The sequence below is a fragment of the Mesorhizobium sp. M2A.F.Ca.ET.046.03.2.1 genome, assembly GCF_003952425.1.
Lineage (GTDB): Bacteria > Pseudomonadota > Alphaproteobacteria > Rhizobiales > Rhizobiaceae > Mesorhizobium.
Window position 1 is genome coordinate 3196854 of record NZ_CP034449.1, and the last position, 26925, is coordinate 3223778.

26 protein-coding genes and 1 pseudogene are annotated in these 26925 nt (G+C 64.9%); 15 read left to right on the top strand and 12 right to left on the bottom strand.

Going from position 1 to position 26925, the window contains the following annotated elements; genetic code table 11:
• Positions 1-33 precede the first annotated feature (33 nt).
• The 3 genes from EJ072_RS15345 (at position 34) to EJ072_RS15355 (ending at position 4221) form a co-directional block, all read left to right on the top strand.
• Positions 34-2532 (top strand): ABC transporter permease, encoded by a 2499-nt coding sequence (locus EJ072_RS15345; RefSeq protein WP_189343358.1) that lies wholly within the window; start codon positions 34-36, stop codon positions 2530-2532.
• A 240-nt stretch (positions 2533-2772) separates the two neighbouring features.
• A complete protein-coding gene (locus EJ072_RS15350; RefSeq protein WP_126080432.1) occupies positions 2773-3513 on the top strand; it encodes a Bax inhibitor-1/YccA family protein in 741 nt (246 codons plus the stop codon).
• Positions 3514-3630: 117 nt separating this feature from the next.
• Positions 3631-4221, top strand: a complete 591-nt coding sequence (locus EJ072_RS15355; protein ID WP_126080433.1) for a GNAT family N-acetyltransferase — start codon at positions 3631-3633, stop codon at positions 4219-4221.
• Positions 4222-4313: 92 nt separating this feature from the next.
• Here the strand turns inward: EJ072_RS15355 and EJ072_RS15360 are convergent, their stop codons facing one another.
• Positions 4314-4700, bottom strand: coding sequence for a DUF2794 domain-containing protein (locus tag EJ072_RS15360; protein WP_126080434.1), 387 nt, complete (start codon positions 4698-4700; stop codon positions 4314-4316).
• Positions 4701-5248: 548 nt separating this feature from the next.
• A complete protein-coding gene (locus tag EJ072_RS15365; RefSeq protein ID WP_126080435.1) occupies positions 5249-6043 on the bottom strand; it encodes a thioredoxin family protein in 795 nt (264 codons plus the stop codon).
• A gap of 184 nt (positions 6044-6227) precedes the next feature.
• Here EJ072_RS15365 and EJ072_RS15370 point away from each other — a divergent pair.
• Positions 6228-6518 (top strand): annotated as a pseudogene (locus EJ072_RS15370) (hypothetical protein); the annotation flags it as partial.
• Positions 6519-6692: 174 nt separating this feature from the next.
• On the opposite strand, the gene acnA reads toward EJ072_RS15370, so the two are convergent.
• Positions 6693-9383 (bottom strand): aconitate hydratase AcnA, encoded by a 2691-nt coding sequence (gene acnA, locus EJ072_RS15375; RefSeq protein WP_126080436.1) that lies wholly within the window; start codon positions 9381-9383, stop codon positions 6693-6695.
• A gap of 284 nt (positions 9384-9667) precedes the next feature.
• Here acnA and ccmA point away from each other — a divergent pair, with 284 nt between their 5' ends.
• From ccmA to EJ072_RS15395, 4 genes are all read left to right on the top strand, one after another.
• Entirely contained in the window at positions 9668-10276 is a 609-nt protein-coding gene (gene ccmA, locus EJ072_RS15380) for a heme ABC exporter ATP-binding protein CcmA (RefSeq protein ID WP_126083643.1), read from the top strand.
• 191 nt (positions 10277-10467) lie between these two features.
• Positions 10468-11133 carry a heme exporter protein CcmB gene (gene ccmB / locus EJ072_RS15385; RefSeq protein WP_126080437.1) on the top strand — a complete coding sequence of 222 codons (666 nt, stop codon included), beginning with the start codon at positions 10468-10470 and terminating at the stop codon, positions 11131-11133.
• Between the two features lie 218 nt (positions 11134-11351).
• Positions 11352-11519, top strand: coding sequence for a heme exporter protein CcmD (gene ccmD / locus EJ072_RS15390; protein WP_126080438.1), 168 nt, complete (start codon positions 11352-11354; stop codon positions 11517-11519).
• Positions 11516-12094, top strand: coding sequence for a DsbE family thiol:disulfide interchange protein (locus EJ072_RS15395; protein WP_126080439.1), 579 nt, complete (start codon positions 11516-11518; stop codon positions 12092-12094). The genes ccmD and EJ072_RS15395 overlap by 4 nt, the downstream gene beginning before the upstream one ends.
• A 156-nt stretch (positions 12095-12250) precedes the next feature.
• Here EJ072_RS15395 and EJ072_RS15400 read toward each other — a convergent pair whose 3' ends face one another.
• Complete coding sequence (locus tag EJ072_RS15400; RefSeq protein ID WP_245467316.1) at positions 12251-12415, bottom strand: hypothetical protein; 165 nt, start codon at positions 12413-12415, stop codon at positions 12251-12253.
• A gap of 293 nt (positions 12416-12708) precedes the next feature.
• Between EJ072_RS15400 and EJ072_RS15405 the strand changes: the two genes are divergently transcribed.
• On the top strand, positions 12709-13629 hold the full coding sequence (locus EJ072_RS15405) for an SMP-30/gluconolactonase/LRE family protein (RefSeq protein ID WP_126080440.1): 921 nt from the start codon (positions 12709-12711) through the stop codon (positions 13627-13629).
• Between the two features lie 159 nt (positions 13630-13788).
• Positions 13789-13995, top strand: coding sequence for a 4-oxalocrotonate tautomerase family protein (locus EJ072_RS15410; RefSeq protein WP_042645446.1), 207 nt, complete (start codon positions 13789-13791; stop codon positions 13993-13995).
• A 192-nt stretch (positions 13996-14187) separates the two neighbouring features.
• Here EJ072_RS15410 and EJ072_RS15415 read toward each other — a convergent pair whose 3' ends face one another.
• From EJ072_RS15415 to EJ072_RS15450, 8 genes are all read right to left on the bottom strand, one after another.
• Positions 14188-14721 carry an NADPH-dependent FMN reductase gene (locus EJ072_RS15415; RefSeq protein WP_126080441.1) on the bottom strand — a complete coding sequence of 178 codons (534 nt, stop codon included), beginning with the start codon at positions 14719-14721 and terminating at the stop codon, positions 14188-14190.
• Between the two features lie 36 nt (positions 14722-14757).
• Positions 14758-15378: a pyridoxamine 5'-phosphate oxidase family protein gene (locus EJ072_RS15420; protein WP_126080442.1), complete on the bottom strand. Its 621-nt coding sequence runs from the start codon at positions 15376-15378 to the stop codon at positions 14758-14760.
• A 66-nt stretch (positions 15379-15444) separates the two neighbouring features.
• The gene (locus tag EJ072_RS15425; protein ID WP_126080443.1) at positions 15445-16101 is read right to left on the bottom strand and encodes a septation protein A; all 657 of its coding nucleotides are present in this window, start codon (positions 16099-16101) and stop codon (positions 15445-15447) included.
• A gap of 63 nt (positions 16102-16164) precedes the next feature.
• Positions 16165-17748, bottom strand: a complete 1584-nt coding sequence (gene ftsY / locus EJ072_RS15430; RefSeq protein ID WP_348639287.1) for a signal recognition particle-docking protein FtsY — start codon at positions 17746-17748, stop codon at positions 16165-16167.
• 352 nt (positions 17749-18100) lie between these two features.
• On the bottom strand, positions 18101-19414 hold the full coding sequence (gene mtaB, locus EJ072_RS15435) for a tRNA (N(6)-L-threonylcarbamoyladenosine(37)-C(2))-methylthiotransferase MtaB (protein ID WP_126080445.1): 1314 nt from the start codon (positions 19412-19414) through the stop codon (positions 18101-18103).
• Entirely contained in the window at positions 19414-20298 is an 885-nt protein-coding gene (gene dapF, locus EJ072_RS15440; RefSeq protein ID WP_126080446.1) for a diaminopimelate epimerase, read from the bottom strand. Before dapF ends, mtaB begins: the two co-directional genes overlap by 1 nt.
• 176 nt (positions 20299-20474) lie before the next feature.
• Positions 20475-20636, bottom strand: a complete 162-nt coding sequence (locus EJ072_RS15445; RefSeq protein WP_126063645.1) for a DUF1328 family protein — start codon at positions 20634-20636, stop codon at positions 20475-20477.
• Between the two features lie 61 nt (positions 20637-20697).
• Positions 20698-21705 (bottom strand): MBL fold metallo-hydrolase, encoded by a 1008-nt coding sequence (locus EJ072_RS15450; RefSeq protein ID WP_126080447.1) that lies wholly within the window; start codon positions 21703-21705, stop codon positions 20698-20700.
• 209 nt (positions 21706-21914) lie between these two features.
• Here EJ072_RS15450 and EJ072_RS15455 point away from each other — a divergent pair, with 209 nt between their 5' ends.
• From EJ072_RS15455 to sucC, 5 genes are all read left to right on the top strand, one after another.
• The gene (locus EJ072_RS15455) at positions 21915-22280 is read left to right on the top strand and encodes a hypothetical protein (protein ID WP_245467317.1); all 366 of its coding nucleotides are present in this window, start codon (positions 21915-21917) and stop codon (positions 22278-22280) included.
• Positions 22281-22454: 174 nt separating this feature from the next.
• A complete protein-coding gene (locus tag EJ072_RS15460) occupies positions 22455-23012 on the top strand; it encodes a protease inhibitor Inh/omp19 family protein (RefSeq protein ID WP_245467318.1) in 558 nt (185 codons plus the stop codon).
• A 189-nt stretch (positions 23013-23201) separates the two neighbouring features.
• Positions 23202-24401 (top strand): cell division protein ZapE, encoded by a 1200-nt coding sequence (gene zapE, locus EJ072_RS15465; protein ID WP_126080448.1) that lies wholly within the window; start codon positions 23202-23204, stop codon positions 24399-24401.
• Between the two features lie 316 nt (positions 24402-24717).
• Positions 24718-25686 (top strand): malate dehydrogenase, encoded by a 969-nt coding sequence (mdh, locus tag EJ072_RS15470; RefSeq protein ID WP_126080449.1) that lies wholly within the window; start codon positions 24718-24720, stop codon positions 25684-25686.
• A 41-nt stretch (positions 25687-25727) separates the two neighbouring features.
• Positions 25728-26921, top strand: a complete 1194-nt coding sequence (sucC, locus tag EJ072_RS15475; RefSeq protein ID WP_126080450.1) for an ADP-forming succinate--CoA ligase subunit beta — start codon at positions 25728-25730, stop codon at positions 26919-26921.
• The last annotated feature ends 4 nt before the right edge of the window (positions 26922-26925 follow it).

Here is a 26925-nt window from a genome sequence, read left to right on the forward strand (position 1 = left end):
TTGAAGCTCGCCATCCGCTTCTCGCTGCGCGAGATGCGCGGCGGCCTGTCCGGCTTCATGATATTCCTTGCCTGCATCGCGCTCGGCGTCGCGGCGATCGGCGGCGTCAATTCGGTGGCGCAGGCGATCAGTGCCGGCGTCGCCAACCAGGGCCAGACGCTGCTTGGCGGCGATCTGCGCTTTCAGGTCAACCAGCGCAGCGCTTCGAATGCCGAGCTCGGCTTCATCCGCAGCCTCGGCGCGGTTTCGCAGACCTCCGGCATGCGCTCGATGGCGCGGCTGGAAGATGGCTCCGACCAGGCGCTGGTCGAGGCCAAGGCCGTCGACGACGCCTATCCGCTCTACGGCGCGCTGGTGACTGATCCGGCGCTGCCTAAGGAGCAATTGTTCGGCGAAAGGTCCGGCGTGTTTGGCGCCGCCGCGCCAGACCTTTTGTTCGAGCGGCTCAATCTTCACGTCGGCGACCGGCTGAAGCTCGGCAGCGCCGTTTTTGAGCTGCGGGCGAGGCTGGTCAGCGAGCCGGACGCGGTGTCGGACGGTTTCGGCTTCGCGCCGCGGCTGATGATGTCGCGCGGGGGCCTCGCCGCATCCGGTCTGGTGCAGCCGGGCAGCCTGGTCGAGAACGCCTATAAGGTGAGGCTGCCGGAGGGGACTTCCGAGGCGCGGATCAAGGATATCCAGGCTCAAGCCGCGAAGGATTTCCCGCAGGCCGGCTGGTCGATCCGCACGCGCAGCAACGCGGCGCCGGCGCTGTCGTCCAATATCGAGCGGTTTTCGCAATTCCTGACCCTGGTCGGGCTGACAGCGCTGGTGGTTGGCGGCGTCGGCGTGGCGAATGCCGTGCGCGCCTATCTCGACGGCAAGCGCGGCGTCATCGCCACCTTCAAGAGCCTGGGCGCCTCGGGCGGCTTCGTCTTCACCGTCTATCTCGTGCAGATCCTGTTGATCGCCGGCCTCGGCATCGTGCTCGGGCTGATCCTCGGCGCCGCAATGCCGTTCGTGGCGAGCGCGCTGTTGCAATCGGTTATCCCGGTGCCGGCGCAAGGCGGCTTCTATCCAGGCGCGCTGGCCATGGCGGCGCTGTTTGGCCTGCTGGTGACACTGGCCTTCGCGCTCCTGCCGCTCGGCCGCGCCCGCGACGTGCCGGCGACGGCGCTATTCCGCGAGATGGGGTTCGAGAGCCGCGGCCTGCCGCGCCTGCCCTATACGGGTGCGGCGCCGGCGATCGTCGTCGCGCTGGCGGCGCTGGCGATCCTCTCGGCCAATGACCACCGCATCGCCTCGATCTTCGTCGGCGCCACGGTCTTTGCCTTCCTGGTGCTGCGGCTGGTGGCGGTGCTGGTGCAATGGGCGGCGAAGAAAAGTCCGCGCGTGCGCTCGGTTTCGCTGCGGTTGGCGGTGGGCAACATCCACCGTCCGGGCGCGCTGACGCCCTCGGTGGTGCTGTCGCTCGGTCTCGGGCTGACGCTGCTGGTGACGCTGGCGCTGATCGACGGGAATCTCAGGCGGCAGATCTCCGGCAGCCTGCCGGAGCGGGCGCCGAACTTCTTCTTCGTCGACATCCAGAGCAGCGACGTCGATGCCTTCGCCAGCCTGGTGAGCAAGGAGTCGCCACGGGGAACACTGGTCAAGGTGCCGATGCTGCGCGGCCGCATCATGGCGCTCAACGGCGTCGATGTCGACAAGGTGAAGATCCCGGCCGACGGCGCCTGGGTGCTGCGCGGCGACCGTGGCCTGACCTATGAGGCCAGGCAGCCGGAAAACGCAACGCTGACCGAAGGTGCCTGGTGGCCGCAGGACTATTCCGGCGAGCCGCTGGTGTCGTTCTCGGCCGAGGAGGGCAAGGCGATCGGGCTGAAGCTCGGCGACAGCGTCACCGTCAATGTGCTGGGGCGCAACGTCACGGCGAAGATCGCCAATTTTCGCCAGGTGCAGTGGGAGACGATGGGCATCAACTTCGTCATGGTGTTCTCGCCCAACGCCTTTGCCGGGGCGCCGCATGGCTGGCTGGCGACGCTGACCGACAAACAAGCCTCCACGGCCGACGACGCAAGGCTGCTCAACGCCGTCACCCGCGCCTTCCCGGCGGTGACGACGGTGCGCGTTAAGGACGCGCTCGACATCGTCAACCGGCTGGTCGCGCAACTGGGGACGGCGATCCGCGCCGCCGCCGGCGTCGCGCTGATCGCCTCGGTGCTGGTGCTCTCGGGCGCCTTGGCCGCCGGCAACCGGGCGCGCATCCATGACGCCGTGGTGCTGAAGACGCTTGGCGCGACGCGGCGGACGCTGATTGCCGCCTTCTCGCTCGAATATGTGCTGATCGGCCTTGCGACAGCGCTGTTCGCGCTGGCCGCCGGCGGTATCGCCGCCTGGTTCGTGGTCGCGCATATCATGACGCTGCCGTCGCATTTCATGCCGGAGGTGGCGGTGGCGACGATCCTGGTCTCGCTGACGGTCACCGTCGGCATCGGCCTTGCCGGCACCTGGCGGGTGCTCGGCCATAAGGCGGCGCCGGTGCTGCGCAACCTCTAACCGAGCGCGGCTCCAAGTCCCGGCCCGATTAAATCTCTGTAAGAATGCCCGCCGGAAGGCCCAAAAACCGGCCTTTCGCACTCTCACAAAGCGTTACGACCCGTTACCGTCTTGTTCTTGACGTCAAGAACCATCATATTTCGCAACAGGCATGCTGGAGTCCCGCCAGCGGCGCCTGGTCCAGGGATCAATCCAAGCGGACCTGTCACCGGACGGGGCAGAAGCAACAGAGGATTTCCAATGGCTGATCCCATTCGCAACTACCAGACGGGCGCCGCCTCCGGCGCGCGCGTCGATATCGATCAGGGCCTGCGCGCCTATATGATCAAAGTCTACAACCTCATGGGGCTTGGCCTGCTCATTACCGGCCTTGCCGCCTGGGGCGCCTTCCACCTCGCCGTCACCGGCGACGGCCAACTGACCGGTTTCGGCCAGCTCATTTACGCCAGCGCGTTCCGCTGGGTCGTCATCCTGGCGCCGCTCGCCGCCGTGATGTTCCTGTCGTTTCGCATCCAGTCGATGAGCGTGGCGGCGGCGCAGACCACGTTCTGGGTCTATGCCGGCCTTGTCGGCCTGTCGCTGTCGACGATCTTCCTCGTCTACACCGGCACCAGCATCACCCAGACCTTCTTCGCCACGGCCGCGGCCTTCGGCGGTCTGTCGCTCTACGGCTACACGACCAGGCGTGACCTGTCGGCGTTCGGCTCGTTCCTGATCATGGGCGTGATCGGCCTGCTGATCGCGATGCTGATCAACATCTTCCTGCAGTCGTCGGCGCTCGCCTTCGCCATCTCGGCGATCGGCGTGCTGGTCTTCGCCGGCCTCACCGCCTACGACACGCAGCGGATCAAGGAGATGTATTTCGAGGGTGACGTCGCCGACGTCGCCGGCCGCAAGGCGATCATGGGCGCCCTGCAGCTCTATCTCGACTTCATCAACCTGTTCATGTTCCTGCTGCAGTTCATGGGCGACCGCCGCTAAGGACGGTTACCCGGTCTCACTGGACCATAGAGTTGCGAAAGGGCGGCCCAACGGCCGCCCTTTCCTTTTTTGCATGCCTTTGCTGTTATCGAGGCAGGAGAACAAACTGCATAGATTATGAGCAATATTGCGATCAGGGCTGCAACTGCGGCCGACCTTGACCGGATCACTGAAATCTACGCCGATGCGGTCGTCCACGGCACGGCGAGCTACGAGCTGGAGCCGCCCACCCGCGCTGAAATGGGCAACCGATTCGACACTCTGGCGGCGGGCGGCTTCCCCTATCTGGTGGCGGAAAAGGGCGGCGCCGTGCTCGGCTACGCCTATGCCGGACCGTTCCGGCCGCGCCCCGCCTACCGATTCGTCATCGAGGATTCGGTCTATGTCGCGCCCGAGGCCAAGGGGCAGGGCGTCGGCTCGCTGCTGATGCGGGCGTTGATCGAAACGGCGCGCGCGGCGGGCTTCCGCCAGATCATCGCGGTCATCGGCGACGGCCATGCCGACAGCGCCTCGGTACGGCTGCACGAGAAGCTCGGCTTCCACCATTCCGGGCGGTTGGAAGGATCAGGCTACAAGCACGGGCGCTGGCTGGACACGGTGTTCATGCAGCTGTCGCTGAATGGCGGCGCAGAGCTGCCACCGGATCCTGATTCGCTGCCGGAGCGGCGGTTTCGGGAATTGAGAGGAATTGAGGAACTGAAGAATTGAGGAATTGAAGAAAGACGGCTGCGAACTGGCGCGTCAGGCGCCCTTTTCCTCAGTTCTTCAATTCTTCAGTTCCTCAATTCCTCTTTTTTCCCCTAAGCCTCGACGACCTTCAGCTTGGCATCGAAGACCCCAAGCACGCGGCCGAGTTCCTGGCCGCGCTTGAGGATGCGGCCTCCTGCCGCGATGACGGCGAAGGCGCCTTGGCGGCGCGCCAGCTTGGGGTCCTTGACGATCTGGAACAGCGGCACTTCGCTGGCCCGGCGGAAGACGGAAAAGACAGCGCGATCAGTGAGATGATCTATAGCATAGTCGCGCCATTCATTGGCCGCCACCATGCGCCCGTAGAGCCTCAGGATCTGATCAAGCTCGCGCCGGTCGAATCGCACCGGCTGGTCGAGGCGTGCGCTGCGCGCGTCGTGCAACGGGATCAATATTCCGGATGCTTCCCCATCCTCCGTCCCGCCGCTGTGATCGGTCATGCCTCGATCCTTCGATTGAATCATGCGCCGGCCAAGGTTCGCGCTTTCAGGATCGAATTGCAAGGGCCAGCCACGCATGCGCACGGTCGCGCGCTTTCCCAATCGTCCAGTCACGTTTGCGAAACATGTGTTGGAATTGGTGATCCTCTGCCACAATCTCGCCACAAATAATCCGCGCTCATGCCCCAATCTCCGACGAGTTTACCGGCGTTGCCTGAGACGGTTCGGTCCGGCACCGGCTCGTAAACCCCAAGCCCCCCGCCCACGGGTCAGCGTCGGATCGAACCAACCTCGGTTTTTCCTTGGAAAAATCAGGTGCGACGATCCCAAAACCTGAATGACCGGCGTCAGAAGCAAGCTGACGCCGGTTTTTTAATTTTCCTTCTCCCCTTGTGGGAGAAGGTGCCCGAGCGAAGCTCGGTCGGATGAGGGGTGTTGGAAGGAATGAGGCGGTGGCGGTTTCGAGCTTATGGCCAAGCTAGAGCACCCCTCATCCGTCTCGGCGCTGCGCGCCGATCCACCTTCTCCCACAAGGGGAGAAGGGGTATTCACGGCTTATGGATGAAGGCGGCGCCGAGGATCGGGCCGGGCATGCCGTCCTTGCCGACCGACTGCAGCAGCACCGCGCAGCCGCCTTTCTTGGCGATCTCGGTCAAAGGCAATTCGTAACGCTGGGCCTTGCCGTGCCACATGCCGGCGGTCTGGATGTCGGAAACTGCGTTCCAGTAGGTCAGGCTGCGGCCGCTGTTCTCGCCCTGGCCGATCTTGACCATCTGCGGCGGGTCGAAATAGACGATCACCACATGGGCGTCGGCGGGGCCGTTGCCGGCATCGCCCGCGTCGATCATGACGCGGTCGCTGGTGCGGCTTACCTTGATCGCGACCCGCATGCCCTCGCCGGTCCTGTCCATGCGGGCCAGGGCGCCGTCGACATCCTTGCGGCTGGCGCCGTTGACGTGACTGCGGCCGTTGATGACGGCTTGCGGCGTATAGACTGAGCGGCTGCCGAAGGCGCGCATATAGTCATATTGCCGCTCGGTGTTCTCCTTGGTGCTCAGCGTGTCCTGCCAGCCGAGATAGTCCCAGTAATTGACGTGGTAGGCGAGCGCGATGATATCGTCCTTGCCGGCGAGCTCGGCGAAGAACTCGTCCGCCGGCGGACAGGAGCTGCAGCCCTGGCTGGTGAACAATTCGACCACGCCCAAGGGCCTGTCGATTTGGGGCTTGTCGGTCTGGGGCTTGTCGGTCGCGGGCTTCTCAGGCTCGGCTGCAAGGGCCACGCCGCCCAACGCCGTCAGGGCCAGCGCTACTGCCGCAAGCCGCAATCGTCCTCGAAATGCCATGACTTTTCCAATTCCCGCCGGTGACGCCGGCTTTGTTCTGATTGCTAAAATATGTGGCAGAAGCGGCGGTCAACGGGAAGTCACGTTGCGGTGAAATTTTTGCTGTTGCAGCCGCAGGTAAGGGCGCAATAGGAGAGCGTTTGCATTTCAAGGCGCGGTTCGATTCGGGAGCAGCATCCCCGCCATGTGGCAAACTCTCCTGACCCCTGTCGATCTTTATTGCGAACGGACGGGATCAGGACTTTGGGCCGAGTCGGCTAATGCTTTGACCAACCTTGCTTTCATTGCCGCGGAACTGTGGGGCGCCCGGCAAGTGCGGCGATACAAGACCGGCACCTTCGCCGAGGTGCTGGCCTGGTGGATGGTCGTGATCGGCATCGGCTCGACCCTGTTCCTCGCCAGCAAAAGCACGATCTGGGCCGACATCCTGCCGATCGCCGGTTTCACGCTGGCCTACACGCTGTTCAACCTGCGCCCGAAGGGAGTAGGGGAGTAAGGCAGTAGGGGAGTAGGGGAGTAGGGGAGTAGGGGAGTAGGGGAGTAGGGGAGTAGGGGAGTAGGGGAGTAGGGGAGTAGGGGGAAGAGGATCGGCAGCGGGTGACTTCCCTACTGCCCTATTCCCTTACTCCCCTACTCCCTTATTCCCCTACTAAGCGGCCAGATCGCGCAGCACGTACTGCAAAATGCCGCCGTTCTTGAAGTAGTCGAGCTCATCCAGCGTATCGATGCGGCAGATGATCGGCAGGTTCTTCACCGTGCCGTCGCCATAGGTCACCTTGGCGACCATCTTCTGGCGCGGCTTGATCGCGTCCAGGCCGTCGATCTCGACCAGCTCGTCGCCCTTCAGATTGAGGGAAGCCCATGAGGTGCCTTCCTCGAAGACGAAGGGGATGACGCCCATGCCGACCAGGTTCGAGCGATGGATGCGCTCGAAGGACTGGGCGATGACCGCGCGGACACCGAGGAGGTTCGTTCCCTTGGCCGCCCAGTCGCGCGAGGAGCCGTTGCCGTATTCGACGCCGGCGAAGATCACCAGCGGCACGCCGTCCTTCTTGTACTCCATGGCGGCGTCGTAGATCGACATCTCCTCCTTGGAAGGATAGTGGATCGTGTAGCCGCCCTCGCGGCCGTTCTCGCCCAGCATGTGGTTGCGGATGCGGATGTTGGCGAAGGTGCCGCGCATCATCACCTCATGGTTGCCGCGCCGCGTGCCGTACTGGTTGAAGTCGGCGACGCCGACGCCATGCTCGGTGAGGTACTTGCCTGCCGGCGATGCGGCCTTGATCGAACCCGCGGGCGAGATGTGGTCGGTGGTGATCTTGTCGCCGAAGAGGCCGAGCACGCGCGCGCCCTTGATGTCGCCGACCTTGCCGAAGGCGCGGCCCACGCCGGCGAAATAGGGCGGGTTCTGCACATAGGTCGAATGGTCGTCCCAGGCATAGGTCTGGCCTTCCGGCGCCTTGACCTTCTGCCAGTAGGCGTCGCCCTTGAAGACGTCGGCATATTTGCGGGCGAACAGCTCGCGGGTGACGTTCTTCTCGATGAACTCCTGGATCTCGGCCGAGGTCGGCCAGATGTCCTTGAGATAGACCGGCTTGCCGTCGCTGCCCTCGCCGAGCGGCTCGGTGGTCAGGTCCTTGGTCACCGTGCCGGCCAGCGCATGCGCCACCACCAGCGGCGGCGAGGCGAGGTAGTTCGCCTGCACATCCGGCGAGACGCGGCCTTCGAAGTTGCGGTTGCCGGAAAGCACCGCGGCTGCGATCAGGCCCTTGTCGTTGATGGTCTTGGAAATCGGCGCCGGCAGCGGGCCGGAATTGCCGATGCAGGTGGTGCAGCCGAAGCCGACCAGGTTGAAGCCGATCTGGTCGAGCTCCTTCTGCAGGCCGGATTTTTCCAGATATTCGGCCACCACCTGGCTGCCGGGGGCGAGCGAGGTTTTCACCCACGGCTTCTGCTTCAGGCCGCGCCGGTTGGCGTTGCGGGCCAAGAGGCCGGCGCCGATGAGCACGCTCGGGTTCGAGGTGTTGGTGCAGGACGTGATGGCGGCGATGACGACGTCGCCATGGCCAAGATCGTGGCCGGTGCCTTCGACGGCATAGCGCTTCGAGGTCTCGGCGGCCTTCTTGTATTCGGTCTCCATCGCCTTGGCGAAGCCGGCCGGAACGTCCTGCAGGGCGACGCGGCCCTCGGGGCGCTTCGGCCCGGCCATCGACGGCACGACGTCGCCGAGGTCGAGTTCGAGCAGGTCGGTGAAGACCGGATCGGCGGAGCCGGCGTCACGCCACATGCCTTGCGCCTTCGAATAGGCCTCGACCAGGGCGATGCGGTTCTCCTCGCGGCCGGACATGGTGAGGTAGCGGATGGTTTCCGAGTCGACCGGGAAGAAGCCGCAGGTCGCGCCATATTCCGGCGCCATGTTGCCGATGGTGGCGCGGTCGGCCAGCGTCATGTTGGAGAGGCCGGGGCCGAAGAACTCGACGAACTTGCCGACGACGCCCTTCTTGCGCAGCATCTGGGTGACGGTGAGCACCAGGTCGGTGGCGGTGACGCCTTCCTTGAGCCTGCCGGTGAGGCGGAAGCCGATGACCTCCGGCAGAAGCATGGAGACCGGCTGGCCGAGCATCGCGGCCTCGGCCTCGATGCCGCCGACGCCCCAGCCGAGCACACCGAGGCCATTGATCATGGTGGTGTGCGAATCGGTGCCGACGCAGGTGTCGGGATAGGCGACCGTCTCGCCATCCTCGCTGTTGGTCCACACGACCTGTCCCAGATATTCGAGATTGACTTGGTGGCAGATGCCGGTGCCGGGCGGCACGACGCGGAAGTTGCGGAAGGCCTGCTGGCCCCATTTCAGGAACTTGTAGCGCTCCTCGTTGCGCTCATATTCGAGCTCGACATTGCGGGCGAAGGCCATCGGCGTGCCGAACTCGTCGACGATGACGGAATGGTCGATGACGAGGTCGACTGGCACCAGCGGGTTGATCTTTTCCGGATCGCCGCCGAGCGCCTTGATGCCGTCGCGCATGGCGGCGAGGTCGACCACGGCCGGAACCCCGGTGAAGTCCTGCATCAGCACGCGGGCAGGGCGATAGGCGATCTCGACGCCGGCGGTGCCCTTGTCGGCCAGCCAGGCGGCGACCGCCTGGATGCTCTCCTTGGTGACGGAGCGGCCGTCTTCGTTGCGGAGCAGGTTCTCCAGCAGCACCTTCATAGAATAGGGCAGCTGGGCGATGCCGGTGAGGCCATTCTTCTCGGCCTCAACGAGGTCGAAATAGACATAGTCCGCACCACCCGCGGTCAGGGTGCGGCGGCAATTGAAACTGTCGAGGGATTTTGACACGTGCGATCCGTCCTTGTCTGTTCAGCCTGAAAGGGAACGGACGCCGATGGCATGCAATCACGCGCAAAGGTGCGGGTACGGCCATTTCCGCTGTCCGCTCCCAAGCAACCCGAGCCGTTCAAGGCGGCGCGTGCGCTGGTTCGGCGCTAATTCTGTTCCCGCGCCGACCGCTGGCACGGATGAACCGCATATAGAGAATTTCCTGGAATAGTTCTAGACAGACAAAAGGCAAATTTGTGCGATGCGGCGACGGCTGCGAAACGGTGCTTTCGGAACGGGCAATGATGCGGCTGATCGCCGAAAATCTGGGCGGCGAGCGCGGCGGCGAGGCGGTTTTTTCCGGCATCGGCTTTGCGCTCGACAAGGGCGAAGCGCTCATCGTCACCGGGCCGAACGGCTCGGGCAAATCGACCCTGCTGAGGGTAGTCGCCGGGCTGCTGCCGGTTGCCCGGGGCAAGGTGCTGGTCGAAGGCGGTGGCGAGGCTTTCCCGACGGTCGCCTCCGCCTCGCACTATCTCGGCCATCTCAACGCGATGAAGACGGCGCTCAGCGTCGAGGAGAATCTCGGCTTCTGGCGGGCCTTCCAGGGCGAACCGGCATTGAGCGTCGAGGAGGCGCTGGAGACGGTGGCGCTCGGCGGGCTCGGGCATCTGCCCTTCGGCTATCTGTCGACCGGGCAAAGGCGGCGGGTGTCGATCGCCAAGCTTCTGGTCAGCCATAGACCGGTATGGCTGCTGGATGAGCCGACGGCGGGGCTGGACAAGGCTTCGGAGGAGCGGTTCGCGGGGCTGATGCGGGGCCATCTGCGCGACGGTGGGATTGTGGTGGCGGCGACGCATCTGCCGCTGGGGTTGGAAGGGGCGCGCGAGCTGCAAATGAAGGTAGCCCGTTGATGTTTGCGCCAGGCCCCCCTCTCTGCCCTGCCGGGCATCTCCCCCTCAAGGGGGAGGTCAGCAGTTCAGGCGCCCCGATGGCCTTGCCGCGCTGGAGATTGGCGAAGGCCGGGTTGGCATCCAATCTCCCCCTTGAGGGGGAGATGGCCGGCAGGCCAGAGAGGGGAGCCTGGGCGCAGGCATGTCAAATCATGCTAGCCCTCTTCCTCCGCGACATCCGCCTTTCCATCCGCGCCGGCGGCGGGGCGCTGGTCGGCGTCATCTTCTTCCTCGCCGTCATCGTCACCATCCCCTTCGGCGTCGGACCCGACCTCAACCTGTTGTCGCGCATCGGCCCGGCGATCCTGTGGATCGCGGCGCTGCTCGCCTGCCTGCTCGGGCTCGATCGCCTCTTCCAGGCCGACCGCGAGGACGGCTCGCTCGATCTTCTTGTCCTCAACGGCGACCGGCACATGCTGGCGCTGACGGTGCTGACGAAATGCCTGGCGCACTGGGCGGGCAGCGTGCTGCCGCTGGTGGTCGCCGCTCCCTTGCTCGGCCTGTTCATGAACATGGAGCCGCTGGGCATCGGGGCCACGGCGCTGACGCTGCTTATCGGCACGCCTGCCATCACCTTCATCGGCGCCGCGGGTGCGGCGGTAGCCGTGGCGCTGCCGCGCGGCGGGCTGCTGATTTCGGTGCTGGTGCTGCCGCTCACCATCCCGGTGCTGATCTTCGGCGTTTCGGCAAGCTATGGCGCCGTCGCCGATCCGGCCCCGTTCCTGCAGCCCTTCCTCATTCTTGCCGCGCTGACGCTGTTTCTTGCCGTGGTCGGGCCGCTGGCGGCGGCGTTGGCGCTGCGACACGGGACGGATTGAGGCGACAAGGACGTTCATTTCGCTGCGGCGCCGAGACGATTGCGGGAAAGCCGCGGCGGGGCTAGACCAATCCGCGAAAAGCGCGAGCGGTTTTTCCGTCCGGAATTGCGTCAGAACAAGGAAATGGAGCGGATCACTGTCTCTATCAAACGGTGAAACGCTCAGAGGAAAGACATGATCGGAACGATTGGCATGGCGGAGAATGGGGAGCGGTCGACGTGAGCACGCACGCCCTGTTCGTCACCGCCGCCTACGCCATCACGGGCGTCGTGCTGACCGTGCTGATCGGCTGGATCCTGCTCGATCAGCGGGCGCGCAAGCGCGAACTCGCGGCGCTCGAAGCGGCCGGTGTGCGTCGGCGTTCGGACAAGGCCGTCAAGCCATGAGCACCGGGACCGAAGCGCCTGCGCCGCGCCGCCGCTTGTTCGTGCTTTTGCCGCTGCTGGTGTTCCTGGGACTGGCGGGGCTGTTCCTGTCGCAGCTTCTGTCGGGCCGCGATGTCGCCGAAATTCCCTCGGCGCTGATCGGCCTGCCGGCGCCGCAGACCAGTCTCCCGCCGCTGGAAGGGGTGAACCTGCCGGGGCTCGATTCCAAAAGTTTTGCCGGCAGGGTGACGCTCGTCAATGTGTTCGCGTCCTGGTGCGCGCCGTGCCGCGAAGAGCATCCGGTGCTGCTCGGCCTGTCGCAGGACAAGCGCTTCACGCTTACGGCGCTGAACTACAAGGACCAGCCGGAAAACGCCCGCCGCTTCCTCGGCGATCTCGGCAATCCCTATCAGGCGATCGGCGTCGACCCGGCCGGACGCGCGGCGATCGACTGGGGTGTCTACGGCGTGCCGGAAACCTTCGTCATCGGCAAGGACGGCAAGATCGCCTACAAGCATGTCGGGCCGCTGACACCCGACTCCGTGAGGACGCTGCTGTTGCCACAGATCGAGAAGGCCTTGGCGGCGCCGGGTTGACGCCACCTCATCCGGCCGCTTCGCGGCCACCTTCTCCCCGAGGGGGGAAGAGGTCGGCGCCGGCGCTTACCTGTTCCTCTCCCCCTCGGGGAAAGGTCGGATTGCCCCGAATTGCCCTTCGCAATTCGGTTGGCGGTCCGGGTGAGGGCCTGTCGCTCAGCCGTAGATCTGCTTGCGGATCTGGTAGAGCATCTCGGAACGGTCGGCGCGCAGATCGGCGAGATCGCGGCCGGACAGGTTTTCGATTTCGGCGACGAGGCGGTTGTACTGGCGGCGCTTGGCGATGCTGGCGCGAGCGCGGTAGACAAGATTGTCGAACATGACAGGGTTCCTTTCATGCCGCGCTGGTGCGGCCGGTTGTTCCTCCCTGACAATTGCGAGCATGACATAGGAATGGTGCGTTGCAAAAGAAAGATGTTGCAATGCACTATTGCAACCAGCGCATAGCCGGTTAACCGCGGGTAAGGGGCTCCTGCATCCGGCATGGCGGCCTTTGGCGCTACGCTTCACGCAGTTCTCATCCGTTTTGTCATACAAATTACAGGCCTGCCGTCTTGCCAGAATGGCCGCGGGCTGGCTTGATCCGTCCGTCACCTGATGCCGGGAGGAAACGCATGGCGGCCGCTGACTATTACGAAATTCTCGATCCGCGCTTCGCGCGCCTGTTCAACGGCAGCGCGCAGGTGGAAAAGCTGTTCACCGGATGCCGGTGGGCGGAAGGGCCGGCCTGGTTCGCCGCCGGCCGCTATGTCGTCTGGTCCGACATCCCGAACAACCGCATGCTGCGCTATGACGAGACCGATGGCAGCGTCAGCGTGTTCCGCCAGCCGTCCGGCAATTCCAACGGCAATACTGTCGACCGGCAGGGCCGGCTGGTGACGTGCGAGCATTCCGGCCGCCGCGTCAGCCGCACCGAATTCGACGGCTCGACCACCACCATCGCCGACAAGTGGAAAGGCAAGCGGCTGAACTCGCCCAACGACGTCGTGGTGCGCTCCGACGGCTCGATCTGGTTCACCGATCCGAGCTATGGCATCGACACCGACTATGAGGGCGACAAGGCCGAAAGCGAGATCGGCGCCTGCAATGTCTACCGGGTCGACCCGGAGACCGGCGATGTCGAGGCCGTCATCACCGACATGGTGCGGCCGAACGGGCTCGCCTTCTCGCTGGACGAAAGCCTGCTCTATGTCGCCGACACCGGCCGCACGCATGGCGAGAAGAACCCGGCGCATATACGTGTCTTCACTGTCGGCAAGCACGGCAAGAAGGTTTCGGGCGGCAAGGTCTTCGCCGACTGCACCGCCGGCCTGTTCGACGGGTTTCGGCTCGATTCCGACGGGCGCATCTGGACAAGTGCTGCCGACGGCATCCATTGCTACGACCCGGACGGCACGCTGATCGGCAAGGTCAAGGTGCCGGAAGTGACCGCCAACTGCGTGTTCGGCGGCAACAAGCTGAACTGCCTCTACATAGCCGGCACCACCTCGCTCTATATGGTGCGGCTGATGGTGAACGGGGCGAAGACTTTTTGAAGCTGTTCAAGGCGCTTCTTTGGCCTTTGCTGGCCTTTCTGCGCATCCCCGCAGCGCCCGCCGCGCTGCGGTTCCCGCAACCACCGCCATCCGCTTTGCCGGAGCGAATTGCCAAACCGCCGCCCGACGTCAACCGGCAGAACCCAAGGGGAGGACATCATGCCATTCGTCAACATCCGCATCGTCAAGGAAGTGATCGCCGCCGATCCGGCCGGCAAGAAGGCTGACATCGCCAAGAAGGTGACTTCGGCCATCATGGAGGCCACCGGGCTTGGCAACAACGATGTCTGGGTTGTGTTCGAGGAGGTCAACGCCCGCGACTGGTATGTCGGCAAGACCGATGTCGAGACGCTGCGGAAGGGGTAGCTTCTTCCTTCTCCCCTTGCGGGAGAAGGTGGCCTCGCGAAGCGAGGTCGGATGAGGGGTGTTCCAGCTTGGCGACGCCGTTTGTCCAGCGACGAGGTCGCCAATGCCTCACTTCGCTGGAACACCCCCTCATCCGTCTCGGCGCTGCGCGCCGATCCACCTTTTCCCACAAGGGGAGAAGGGGAAGACCGCTCATCGTTCGCGAATAAATCTTGCGAAACCCTGCACCGCCTCACGCATCGCCTGGCGGTTCGAACCCTCTGTCAGGATCGCCTCCATCTCCCCCGGCTTCTTGCCCAGCAGCGCGATCTCCAGCGCCGCCTCCTCATACAGCGCAAACGACATCGTCCGCATGATCTCGGCGAGCGCCGCCCGGGCGTAGAGCGAGCGGGTCGAGGCATGCACCAGCATCGCCGGCTTGCCGACGGCGGCGTCGCGCGACACCAGCCAGTCGAGCGCGTTCTTCATGCCGCCGGGGACGCCATGCGCGTATTCCGGGCAGGAGACGATGACGCCATCGGCACGGGTGACCATCTCGATCAGGCGCGCCGCTTCGGGCGGCGTGCGCTCGCCCTCATCGTCGGGGTTGAAGATCGGCAGCCGGCCGAGCCCGTCATAGACCTGGACGCTACAGTCGTCAGGGGCATTGGCGGCCAGGGCGGCAAGCAGGGCCGAATTGGTCGACGCGGCGCGCAGGCTGCCCGATAGGGCGATGATCTCGATCAAGGGAGGCCCGGACGAAGAGTGAGTCGTCAGGCGAGGCTACCACATGGTCTGCCGGTAATCGTCGTCCAGCTCGCGGTCGATCTCGCCGGCGCGTTCTGACAGCGCCAGCTGGTCGCGGATGATCTGGCCGAGCGTCGGCAGCGTCGCGCGGTCGTACCAGGTCTCCGGCTTCCAAAGATCGGAGCGCATGAAGGCCTTTGCGCAGTGCATATAGGCGGCCTTGACCGTCACCACGATGACGCTCTGGGGCTCCTTGCCGTCGACCGCCAGGCGTTCGCGCAAGGTGGGATCGACGGTGATGCGGGCGTCGCCATTGACGCGCAGCGTCTCGTTCATGCCGGGGATCAGGAAAAGCAGTCCAACCGACGGGTTGCGGATGATGTTTTCCAGCGTGTCCAGCCGGTTGTTGCCGGGGCGGTCGGGGATGGCGATGGTGTTGTTGTCGAGGATGGCGGCGAAGCCGGGCTTGTCGCCCTTCGGTGTGACGTCGGCATTGCTGGCGCCGTCGGAGGAACCGATCAGCACGAAGGGGCTCTTGCCGATGAAGGAGCGGCAATGGCCGTCGAGGCTCTTCAGTTCCTTGCGGATCGAGCCGTCGGTCGGCCGGGGCGTCTTGTAGATCGTCCTCAGCTCGTCATGCGTGGTGAGAAATTCCATGCCGTCCCCCCTTATTCCGGCGCAATTCCGGACGGAAAACCGCGTCACACTTTTCCTGGAATTGCTTTAGTTCCCGGCCTTCTCTTCCTTGGCTTTTTCCTCGAGCGAGTGGCGCATGATCAGCGGCATCTGGCTGAAGGTGAACAGCAAGGTGATCGGGATCGTGCCCCAGACCTTGAAATATAGCCAGGTCGCCTCGGAGAAGTTACGCCACATCACCTCGTTGAGCACGGCCAGGAACAGGAAGAAAAGGCCCCAGCGGAAGGTCAGCTTGCGCCAGCCCTCGGCATCGAGCTGAAAGGCGGAATCGAAGACGTAGCCGAGCAGCGAGCGGCCGAACAGCAGCCCGCCGAGCAGGGTTACGCCGAACAGCGAGTTGATGATCGTCGGCTTCATGAAAGCGAAGGTCTTGTCCTGCAGGTAAAGCGCCAGCGCGCCGAAGACGAAGACGACGATCGCCGAGACCAGCGGCATCAGCGGCAGGCTGCGCGTGAGCAGCCAGGAGACGCCGAGCGAAAGCGCGGTCGCGACCATGAAGAAGGCCGTGGCGATCAGGATCGGCTCGCCGAGATGGGCAAGCACCGGGAATTTCTCGGCCAGCCACTCGCCACGGATGGTGGTGAAGAAGAACACCAGGCCCGGCCCAAGCTCGAGCAGGAATTTCAGGCCGGGGTTCATCGGCTTGCGGCGTGGATCGGACGGGTCGCGTTCGAGGATGTTCATAAAAACCCTTCTTGCGCATGATCTGGCCGAAAAGCGGGCGGCTTTCCAAGATCACGCCTTTGTTCAGGCGACGCCGGCGATCGCTCTGGCAAATTCGCTGGCCGAAAACGGTTCGAGGTCATCGACCTGCTCGCCGACGCCAATGAAATAGACCGGCAGCCGGTGCTTGGCGGCGATCGCCACCAGAATACCGCCGCGGGCCGTGCCGTCCAGCTTGGTCATCACCAGCCCGTTGACGCCGGCGACGTTGCGGAAGATCTCGACCTGGTTCAGCGCATTCTGGCCGGTGGTGGCATCGACCGTCTGCAGCACCGTGTGCGGCGCTTCCGGATCGAGTTTTCCGAGCACGCGCACGATCTTCTCCAACTCCGCCATCAGCTCGGTCTTGTTCTGCAGCCGGCCGGCCGTGTCGATGATCAAAACGTCGGAGCCGGCCTCCTTGGCCTTCTCGAAGGCGTCATAGGCGAGGCCCGCCGCGTCGGCGCCGAGCTTGGTGGCGATGACCGGCGATTTCGTGCGCTCGCCCCAGATCTTCAGCTGCTCGATCGCGGCGGCGCGGAAGGTATCGCCGGCGGCCAGCATCACCTTGAGGCCGCCATCGGTGAGCTTGGCGGCCAATTTGCCGATGGTGGTGGTCTTCCCGGTGCCGTTGACGCCGACGACCAGGATTACATGCGGCTTATGGCTGAGATCGAGCTCGAGCGGTTTTGCCACCGGCATCAGCACCTTCTCCACCTCCGCGGCCATCACGGCGCGGACTTCAGAGTCGGAGACGTCGCGGCCGTAGCGGCTGGAGGCGAGCGAGTCGGTGACGCGCAGCGCCGTCTCCACGCCGAGATCGGCGCGGATCAGCACGTCCTCCAGGTCCTGCAGCGTGTCCTCGTCCAGCTTTCGCTTGGTGAAGACGCCGGCAATGTTGCCGGTGAGCTCGCGGGACGAGCGGGCGAGCCCTTCGCGCATGCGCTGGAACCAGGAGCGCCTTGGCGCCGGCTCCGAAGTCTTTGCCGGCTCGGCTTTCTGCTCGACCTTCTTTGAGACCGTCACCTTGCCGGCGGCGGGAGCGGACCGCGGCTCGGGGGTCGGCTGCGAGGCCGGTGCAGGCCCTACCTCCCCCTCGATGGGGGAGGTCCCGAGCGCAGCTCGGGGGTGGGGGTGACTGGCGCCAGCGTCGGCGCTGTCACCCCGCCCCGCCACTTCGTGGCGACCCTCCCCATCGAGGGGAGGGTGGGGAGCTTCATCCTTCTCGTCGTCTCTATACGGCGAGAAGGTGCCGGCAGGCGGATGAGGGGCAGCGCGGGCTTCCGAGGATGGCTCGATGGAAGGCGGCGCGGCTGGCGGCACCTCGATCGGTGCCGGCGTTTCGGCCGGAACCTCGCTCGGCGGCGTCGGCACCTCCACAGGCGCCGGCTCAGGCAGCGGTTCCGGACGCGAAGGCTCGATATCCGGCTGAGTCGGCTCAGGGGCGGGCACTTCCTGCGGCGCAGGTTCAGGCGCCGGCGCCGGCGCGGGCTCGGGTCGTGCCGGCGGCACTTCCTCGGGGGCCGGAGGCTCCGGTATCTGAGGCGCCGGTTGTGGCTCTTCCTCTGGCTCAGGCTGCGGCAGCGGTTCCGGCTCGGCGGGAACGATCGGTTCCGGCGTCGGTGGAATGGTGGGCGCGGGCTCGGACTTCGGCTCTTCAGGGGGCGGCTGGTGCGCCGCCCCTACCTCCCCCTCGATGGGGGAGGTCCCTAGCGCGGCTCGGGGGTGACCCACGTCGGCGCTGTCACCCCGCCCCGCCACTTCGTGGCGACCCTCCCCATCGAGGGGAGGGTGGGGTGCTGGCTCCTGCTCGCGCGCCAGAATCTCCGGGGCGGCCTGATCGGCCTCCGGCTTCAGCGCGTCCAGCTGATCCCATTTGATCGGCGGCAGGGGCGCGGCCTCGTCGACGCGCTCCTCGACGACCTCCTTCTTGCCGAACGAAAATATCTTCTTGAAAAAACCAGCCATGCGTCTCGCAGTCTCAGGCGGCTTGCGCGGCAAGCGGGGCCGCAATCAGTCGGGCGCCGTCATGGCCGGTGATGATGGCTTCGACGATCTCGCCGGGCGCGCCGGTGCTAATCGTGGCCAACGTAAACCCTTCGGTGCGGCCGAGCCCGTCGCGTTCGATCAGGATCGACTGCCGCGTGCCGGGGAGCGAGGTCAGATGACGGCGATAAGCGGCCTCGCCGGCGGCGCGCAGTCGCGCGGCGCGCTGCTTCACCACCTCGCGGCGGACCTGCGGCATGCGCGCCGCGGGCGTGCCTTCGCGCGGGCTGAACGGAAAGACGTGCAGATGCGTCAGCCCGCACTCCTCGACGATCTTCTCCGAATTCTCGAACATAGCCTCGGTCTCGGTCGGGAAGCCGGCGATGATGTCGGCGCCGAAGACGATTTCAGGACGCAGCTTGCGCACGTCCTCGCAGAAGCGGATCGACTGGTCGCGCAGATGGCGGCGCTTCATGCGCTTCAGGATCATGTCGTCGCCCGATTGCAGCGACAGGTGCAGATGCGGCATCAGCCTCTGTTCAGTGGCGATTGCGTCGAGCAGGTCGTCGTCGGCCTCGATGGAATCGATCGAGGACAGCCTGAGCCGCTTAACATCCGGTACCTGGCGCAGAATGGTCTTCACCAGTTTGCCGAGCTTAGGGCTGCCCGGCAGGTCGGCGCCGAAGCTGGTCATGTCGACGCCGGAAAGCACGATCTCGGCATAGCCGTTGCCGGCAAGGCGCTTGACCTGCTCGACCACGGCGCCCATCGGCACGGAACGCGAATTGCCGCGGCCATAGGGGATGATGCAGAAGGTGCAGCGATGGTCGCAGCCGTTCTGCACCTGCACGAAGGCGCGCGCGCGGCCTTCGATGGCGTCGACCATGTGGCTCGCCGTCTCGCGCACCGAGAAAATGTCGTTGACGCGCGCCTTCTCGGTGTCGTTGACGCCAAAATCGGGCAGTGCGCGGTAGGAGTTCGCCTTGAGCTTCTCCTCATTGCCAAGCACGAGGTCGACCTCGTCCATGGCGGCGAAGTTCTGCGGCTCGGTCTGCGCCGCGCAGCCGGTGACGATGATGCGAGCTGAAGGGTTCTCGCGGCGCGCCTTGCGGATCGCCTGCTTGGCCTGGCGCACCGCCTCCGCCGTGACGGCGCAGGTGTTGAAGATGACGGCGCCGCCCTGGAGCGCGCCGAGACCGGCGCTCTCGGCCTCGCGGCGCATCACTTCCGATTCATAGGTGTTGAGGCGGCAGCCGAAGGTGACGACGTCGATACCGTTGGTGACCGCGCCTTTCTCAAGGGCGGACATCAGGCGGCGCTTTCGGTGTCGCGGGCCCAGGCCCCGGTCGAGGGATCGAAGCTGCCGGAGAATTCCCATTCGGCGGCACCCGTCAGGATGACGTGGTCGTCGTCGCGCCATTCGACATGCAATTCGCCGCCGCCCGGCGTCAGCAGCGAGACGCTGCGGCCGGTGCGCTTGGTGCGGGCGGCGGCCACCACGGCGGCGCAGGCCGCCGAGCCGCAGGCCTTGGTAAGGCCGGCGCCGCGCTCCCAGGTGCGGATGATCATGGTTTGAGGCGACGTCACCTGGGCAATGGTGATGTTGGCGCGCTCGGGGAAGATCGGATGGTTCTCGAGCAGCGGGCCGAAGCGGTCGAGCTCGTAGGACCAGACGTCGTTGTCGACCCAGAAGATCGCATGCGGATTGCCCATAGACACCGCCGAGGGCGAATGCAGCACCGGCGCGTCGATCGGCCCGATCTGCAATTCGATCATGCGGGTGTCGCGGAACTCTTCCGCCAGGGGGATCTCCTGCCAGCCAAAGCGCGGCTTGCCCATGTCGACCGAGATCAGACCGTTCGCGTGCTCCTGAGCATTCAGGATGCCGGCGCGGGTCTCGAAGGTGAAGCTCTTCTGGCCGGTCTCGGCGGCCAAGGCCTGGACGACACAGCGCGTGCCGTTGCCGCAGGCCTGGGCGCTGGTGCCATCGGAATTCAGAATGTCGATATAATAAGCGGTGCCCGGCGTGCGGGCGTCATGGATCGCCATGATCTGGTCGAACTTGGTCGCGGCGTCGGCATTAAGCGCGATCGCCGCGGCCGGCGTGACCCTGTCGGCACGGCCACGCATATCGGCAACGATGATCTCGTTGCCGATGCCGTTCATCTTGGCGAAGGGGGCGGTGCCTGCCATCTAACCGGTCATTCCAATCCGTTTGGCCAATCCGTTTGGCCGCTATATGGCGGAAACGGGCGGGAATTACCAGTCCGGCTCTTGTCTCGGTCACCGCGAAACGTCGCGCCGGCGACGACCAAGTGGTCGCGCCGCGACGACCTGGCGGTCGCGCCGCGACGACCTGGCGGTCGCGCTTAAGTTACCGCGAAGACGCCGAGCACGATCAGCAGGAAGATGACCAGCACGATGCCGATGAGGACGCGCGCTCCCGTGGCAGCCGCTCCGGCCAGCGCCGGCATGCCGAGCAGGCTCGCGGCGGCGGCAATGATGAGAAGAATGATGATCCACCTGATCATGGGAAGCTCCGGCGAAATTGCGTCGCGAAACCAACGCTTTTCGCCGGTTGGGGTTCCTTCGTCAGACAGCCGGTATGTCCCACACCTCGCCAGGACGCATGGCGCGAAAACGCTCCTGCGGCAGGCCGTGCGCCTCGAGCGCCTCGGCCAGTTTTTGCGCCGGCTCCTCGACCGGCTCGTCGGTGAGGTGGAACGTGCCCCAGTGGCAGCCTGCGGCGTGAGCCGCGTTGCAGAGCTTCATGCCCTGCACGGCCTCCTCCGGATTCTGGTGCTGCGGCGCCATGAACCAGCGCGGCTCATAGGCGCCGATCGGCAGGATGGCGAGGCGAAAGCCGCCATGCTTCTGTGCCATCAGCCGGTAGTTGATGCCGTCATGGAAGCCGGTGTCGCCGGCGAAATAGATGTTGCCGCCCGCCGTTTCGATGACAAAGCCAGCCCAAAGCGCCATGCGGCGGTCGCGTCCGCCGCGCGCCGACCAATGATGCGCCGGCTCGACATGGATGGCGGCGACCCCAGCGTCGATCCTGTCGCCCCAATCATGCGCGCTGAGCCGCATGCCGGGCACGGCGCGGTGGATGATGGCGTCGTTGCCGAGTGGCGTGATGATGCGTGCGTCGTGATTCTCCTTCAGCCGCCTCAGCGTGGCGAGGTCGAGATGGTCGTAGTGGTTGTGGCTGATCAGGACCAGGTCGATCGGCGGCAGGTCGGCAAAGGCGATGCCCGGCGCATTGACTCTTCTGGGGCCGGCGAAGGCGAAGGGCGAGGCGCGCTCCGACCAGACCGGATCGGTCAGGATATTCAGGCCGGCGGTCTGGATAAGCAATGACGCGTGGCCGACCATTGTGAGCCTGAGCGCGCCTCCATCCACGCGACGCACCGGCTTTGCCGGCGGGTGAGGACTCGGAACGGCGGCCGGCCATCTCGCCCGCTTGCCGCTGATTTGCCATCTGAGGAGATCGCTGAAGCGCCCTGGGGGCTTGCCGCCGGGGTTGAAGAACAAGGCGCCGTCGAAATGATCGCTATGCGGGCCGCTGTAATAGCGGTTGGCGGTTCTTTTTCTCGCGGCCATTCACTCTCCCGCCGGCTCGACCCCTTCCTGAGATAAGGAAGCGCCTGCCTGGCGCAAGCATTTTGCTGGCGAATGCCAATGGGCGAAGCCCGGTTCATCTAGGATCGGGAGCGAGGCGCGATGATCATGGTCATGAAGCGAACCGGGACACCGTGGATGAAGGCCGAGGATTTCGGCCGCTCGCTGCCGCTTGGGCTGGGCGTCAATCTTTGGTCACCGACATGGCGGCGATGGAGGCCTTTTGCCGCGACGTGCTCGGGGCCAGGATCATCTACGCCGACGAGGATTTCGCGGCGATCGAGCTCCTGGGCTCGGTCTTCATGCTGCATGCCGACCATTCCTACCTCGACAATCCGATGACCGGGGTCACTTCGGGTGCCGAGACGCGCGGCGCCGGCATCGAATTGCGCCTTTACGGCGCCGATCCGGATCGGAGGCGGCGGCGCTCGGCCATATCGTGCTGGCCGGCTCCATCGATAAGCCGCATGGCCTGCGCGAATGCTACATCGTTGGCCCGGACGGCTATGTGTTCGTGCCGAGCGCCCGGATTTAATGCCGTAAGTTCAATGGCTTGAATGACCAAGTCAAACGCCGCTCCGGCGCCGTCCGCTTGCTGCGATAAATTTGCAACATCCGACTCGAAAACCCTATTTTAACCATATCGGGTTGAAATTCTGCCACCTTCGCCATCTTGGTGGAGCGAAGATTACGCGGACGGCTCCCCCCGGCCGGATCCGACGGAGGTTTTGATGAATTTTTCGATGACCCGCCCCTTTTCGCGGAGCGGCCTCGTGGCCATGTCGCTGGCCGCGCTGGTTGCGAGCGGCTGCTCGACCTCGCGCTTCTCCTCGATGGACGACCAGCAGCCGGCGCCGCTGACGCCGGCGCCGTCCGGCACGGTGACGCAGAATCAGCTGCCGCCGCCGGCCGCTCCCGGCACCACCGATCCGTCGCAATTCCCGACCGCGCCGAAGAACACCCAAGTCGCTTCGCTGCCGCCGGACGGCACGGCGCCCGCCGGCGCCACCGATCTCACCGCGGCCAGCGTCGCCGGCGTGTGGAACGTCAATGTCTCCGGGCAGAGCTGCAAGGTGGCAACGCCGCAGACCAAGTTCGGCGCCGGCTACCGCGCCGGTCCGCTGCACTGCCCGGCGCCGATCGACGGCATCAAGTCGTGGAACGTCGCCGGCAAGCAGCTGACGCTCTACGATGAAAATGGCGGCTCGCTGGCCAGGCTCTATTCGTCAGGCGGCGAAAAGTTCGACGGCCAGACTTCCAATGGGCAGCCCATCTCGCTTACAAGGTAGGCTATGCCGATATTCAGGTGAGGCCGGCCTGCGAATGGCGGCTTCCTGTGCTTCCGGTGCTCACGTACTTAAAGTACGCTCCGCTCCGGTTCTCGGAACCCACCCTTCTCGACATGGCCTGACCTGAAACTCAACGTAGCCTGGCGGCGTCTCCTCAGAGCATTCTGCTCAAAGTAAATGATGTGAACCATGCACCTGCGTGACGGCCTCCAGACCCACGCGACCGTCAGGCAGCGCTACGACCATCTCGTCCAGAGCGGCGCTGTTGAGCGCGATCCGGCGCAGGAGCATATCGTCGCCGCGCTCGACCGGCTGATCGACGAGATCTCGGCCAAACGACTGGCACAGAAATCGAGCGCGCTGGGCTGGCTGTTCGCGGCCAAGCGGCAGCCGCGCGAGCCCGTCAAAGGCCTCTACATCCATGGCAGCGTCGGTCGCGGCAAGACCATGCTGATGGACATGTTCTTCGAGCTCTTGCCGGTCCGCCGCAAACGCCGCGTGCATTTCAACGACTTCATGGCCGATGTGCAGGACCGGATCCAGAAACACCGGCAGGCGCGCAAGGAAGGCACGGTCAGGGAGGACGATCCGATCCCGCCGGTCGCCCGGGCGCTCGCCGATGAAGCCTGGGTGCTGTGCTTCGACGAGTTCTCGGTCACCGACATTGCCGACGCGATGATCCTGTCGCGCCTGTTCTCGGCCCTGTTCGCCAATGGCGTGGTGCTGGTCGCCACCTCCAACGTGGCGCCGGAGAACCTTTACCGCGACGGGTTGAACCGCCAGCTCTTCCTGCCGTTCATCTCGCTGCTCGAGCGCAATGCGCATGTGATGACGCTCGATGCCGACAAGGACTACCGCCAGGAAAAGCTCAACCGCCAGCCGGTCTATGTCACGCCGGACGACGCTGCGGCCGAGCGTGCGCTGGACGAGGCCTGGCAGGCGATGACGCATGGCCAGCCGACGGCAGAGGTGATGCTGACGCTGAAAGGCCGCCAGCTCGTCGTCCCGCGCGCCGCCGGGGATGCAGCGCGCTTTTCCTTCGCCGACCTTTGCGAAAAGCCGCTCGGCGCGCGCGACTACCTGGCCATCGCCGGCCGTTTCTCGACGGTCTTTATCGACCATGTGCCGGTGCTGGGGGAAGGCAAGCGCAACGAGGCCAAGCGCTTCATTCTTTTGATCGACACGCTCTACGACCACCATATGCGGCTGGTGATGAGCGCCGCTGCGCCGCCGGAAGGGCTCTACACGGCCAAACGCGGCACGGAAGTGTTCGAATTCGAACGCACCGCCTCACGCCTGGTCGAAATGCAGAGCCGCGACTGGCTGGAAGGCTGGGCGGAACGGCGGGAGACGGCGCCGGTGGCGAAGGCAAGGCAGGCGCAGGTGTAGCTGCAGCCGGCCATCGCAGCGCTGTCCCCCAGCGTCAGAAACCAAGCCATCAATTCACAAGGGCGTCATCGCCGGGATGAAGCCTTCTGATTTCCACGTTCATTGTGTAAATTCTCGTCAGTCGGCTCAGGAACTTTGACGTTTACGTAATTCCCGAAGCATCTAACCGATTGAAAATACTGGGTTCAAAATAATCGTTTGAATTTTTCTTTGGCCGGCGCTAATGGGTGCGGCGAAATCTCGCGGCCTCCCGCATCCTTTCGGCCTCCCCGGCCCCGTCACGGCACCGTCACAGACAAAGGGAAAACATCCTCACATGGCACGCAACAAGATAGCGCTCATCGGGTCGGGCATGATCGGCGGCACGCTCGCCCATATGATCGGCCTCAAGGATCTCGGCGACGTGGTGCTGTTCGATATCGCCGAGGGCATTCCGCAGGGCAAGGGCCTCGACATCGCGCAGTCTTCCCCCGTCGACGGTTTCGACTCCCGGCTGACCGGCGTCAACGACTATGCCGGCATCGAGGGCGCGGATGTCTGCATCGTCACCGCCGGCGTGCCGCGCAAGCCGGGCATGAGCCGCGACGACCTTCTTGGCATCAACCTCAAGGTGATGGAACAGGTCGGCGCGGGTCTCAAGAAATACGCGCCGAAGGCGTTCGTCATCTGCATCACCAACCCGCTCGACGCGATGGTCTGGGCGCTGCAGAAGTTCTCCGGCCTGCCGACCAGCCATGTCGTCGGCATGGCCGGAGTGCTCGACAGCGCCCGCTTCCGCTATTTCCTGGCCGAGGAGTTCAAGGTCTCGGTCGAGGACGTCACCGCTTTCGTGCTCGGCGGCCATGGCGACTCGATGGTGCCGATGATCCGCTATTCGACGGTCGCCGGCATCCCGCTGCCCGACCTCGTCAAGATGGGCTGGACCTCGAAGGAGAAGCTCGACCAGATCGTGCAGCGCACCCGTGACGGCGGCGCCGAGATCGTCGGCCTGTTGAAGACGGGCTCGGCCTATTACGCGCCGGCGGCCTCGGCGATCGCCATGGCCGAGTCCTATCTCAAGGACAAGAAGCGCGTGCTGCCCTGCGCAGCGCACCTTTCCGGCCAGTATGGCGTCAAGGGAACCTATGTCGGCGTTCCCGTGGTGATCGGCGCCGGCGGCGTCGAGCGGGTCATCGAGATCGACCTGTCGAAGGCCGAGCAGAAGATGTTCGACAATTCGGTCGCGGCCGTCCAGGGCCTGGCCGAGGCCTGCACCAAGATCGCCCCGCATCTCGCCGGCAAGTAATCTCGCCGGCAAAGCAATCATCCTCCCCGGAGATCAAGCGCATGAACATCCATGAGTATCAGGCCAAGGCGCTGCTGAAGACGTTCGGCGCGCCGGTGGCAAGCGGCGTTCCGGTGTTCAAGGCAAGCGAGGCGGAGGCCGCCGCAAAGGCGCTGCCCGGCCCGCTTTATGTCGTGAAGAGCCAGATCCATGCCGGCGGCCGCGGCAAGGGCAAGTTCAAGGAACTCGGCCCCGACGCCAAGGGCGGCGTGCGGCTGGCGAAGTCGGCGGCCGAAGTGGTCGCCAACGCCAACGAGATGCTCGGCCACACGCTGGTCACCAAGCAGACCGGCCCGGCCGGCAAGCAGGTCAACCGCCTCTATATCGAGGACGGCGCCGATATCGCCCGCGAGCTGTATCTGTCGATCCTTGTCGACCGCTCGGTCGGCCGCATCGCCTTCGTCGTCTCGACCGAGGGCGGCATGGACATCGAGACGGTCGCGCATGACACGCCGGAAAAGATCGTCACCGTCGCCATCGACCCGGAAAAGGGCGTGAGCGCCGACGACGTGAAGACGCTCAATGCCGCGCTGAAGCTCGACGGCGATGCCGCGAAGGACGGCGCATCGCTGTTCCCGATCCTCTACAAGGCGTTCGTCGAGAAGGACATGAGCCTGCTCGAGGTCAACCCGCTGATCGTCATGAAGGACGGGCATCTGCGCGTGCTCGACGCCAAAGTGTCGTTCGACAACAACGCGCTGTTCCGCCACCCGGACGTGATGGAACTGCGCGACACCACCGAAGAGGACGAGAAGGAGATCGAGGCGTCGAAATACGACCTCGCCTATGTCGCGCTCGACGGCAATATCGGCTGCATGGTCAACGGCGCCGGCCTTGCCATGGCGACGATGGACATCATCAAGCTCTATGGCGCTGAGCCGGCTAACTTCCTCGACGTTGGCGGCGGCGCCTCCAAGGAGAAGGTCACGGCGGCGTTCAAGATCATCACCAAGGACCCGGCGGTCGAGGGCATCCTGATCAACATCTTCGGCGGCATCATGAAGTGCGACGTCATCGCCGAGGGCGTGATCGCCGCGGTCAAGGAAGTGGGGCTGAAAGTGCCGCTGGTCGTGCGCTTGGAAGGCACCAATGCCGAGCTCGGCAAGAAGATCATCAACGACAGCGGCCTGAATGTCGTCTCGGCCGACGATCTGGACGACGCGGCCAAGAAGATCGTCAAGGCGGTGAAGGGCTAAAGCG

Coding starts and splice junctions, on each gene's coding strand:
- zapE (WP_126080448.1), top strand. CDS start 23,202: ATGCACCTGCGTGACGGCCTCCAGACCCACGCGACCGTCAGGCAGCGC.
- ccmA (WP_126083643.1), top strand. CDS start 9,668: ATGCGGCTGATCGCCGAAAATCTGGGCGGCGAGCGCGGCGGCGAGGCG.
- EJ072_RS15365 (WP_126080435.1), bottom strand. CDS start 6,043: ATGGCATTTCGAGGACGATTGCGGCTTGCGGCAGTAGCGCTGGCCCTG.
- EJ072_RS15360 (WP_126080434.1), bottom strand. CDS start 4,700: ATGACCGATCACAGCGGCGGGACGGAGGATGGGGAAGCATCCGGAATA.
- EJ072_RS15450 (WP_126080447.1), bottom strand. CDS start 21,705: ATGGCCGCGAGAAAAAGAACCGCCAACCGCTATTACAGCGGCCCGCAT.
- sucC (WP_126080450.1), top strand. CDS start 25,728: ATGAACATCCATGAGTATCAGGCCAAGGCGCTGCTGAAGACGTTCGGC.
- EJ072_RS15445 (WP_126063645.1), bottom strand. CDS start 20,636: ATGATCAGGTGGATCATCATTCTTCTCATCATTGCCGCCGCCGCGAGC.
- EJ072_RS15345 (WP_189343358.1), top strand. CDS start 34: ATGCGCGGCGGCCTGTCCGGCTTCATGATATTCCTTGCCTGCATCGCG.
- EJ072_RS15460 (WP_245467318.1), top strand. CDS start 22,455: ATGAATTTTTCGATGACCCGCCCCTTTTCGCGGAGCGGCCTCGTGGCC.
- dapF (WP_126080446.1), bottom strand. CDS start 20,298: ATGGCAGGCACCGCCCCCTTCGCCAAGATGAACGGCATCGGCAACGAG.
- EJ072_RS15350 (WP_126080432.1), top strand. CDS start 2,773: ATGGCTGATCCCATTCGCAACTACCAGACGGGCGCCGCCTCCGGCGCG.
- EJ072_RS15425 (WP_126080443.1), bottom strand. CDS start 16,101: ATGAACATCCTCGAACGCGACCCGTCCGATCCACGCCGCAAGCCGATG.
- EJ072_RS15400 (WP_245467316.1), bottom strand. CDS start 12,415: ATGTTCGACAATCTTGTCTACCGCGCTCGCGCCAGCATCGCCAAGCGC.
- EJ072_RS15420 (WP_126080442.1), bottom strand. CDS start 15,378: ATGGAATTTCTCACCACGCATGACGAGCTGAGGACGATCTACAAGACG.
- EJ072_RS15410 (WP_042645446.1), top strand. CDS start 13,789: ATGCCATTCGTCAACATCCGCATCGTCAAGGAAGTGATCGCCGCCGAT.
- EJ072_RS15355 (WP_126080433.1), top strand. CDS start 3,631: ATGAGCAATATTGCGATCAGGGCTGCAACTGCGGCCGACCTTGACCGG.
- ccmB (WP_126080437.1), top strand. CDS start 10,468: ATGCTAGCCCTCTTCCTCCGCGACATCCGCCTTTCCATCCGCGCCGGC.
- mtaB (WP_126080445.1), bottom strand. CDS start 19,414: ATGTCCGCCCTTGAGAAAGGCGCGGTCACCAACGGTATCGACGTCGTC.
- EJ072_RS15395 (WP_126080439.1), top strand. CDS start 11,516: ATGAGCACCGGGACCGAAGCGCCTGCGCCGCGCCGCCGCTTGTTCGTG.
- mdh (WP_126080449.1), top strand. CDS start 24,718: ATGGCACGCAACAAGATAGCGCTCATCGGGTCGGGCATGATCGGCGGC.
- EJ072_RS15405 (WP_126080440.1), top strand. CDS start 12,709: ATGGCGGCCGCTGACTATTACGAAATTCTCGATCCGCGCTTCGCGCGC.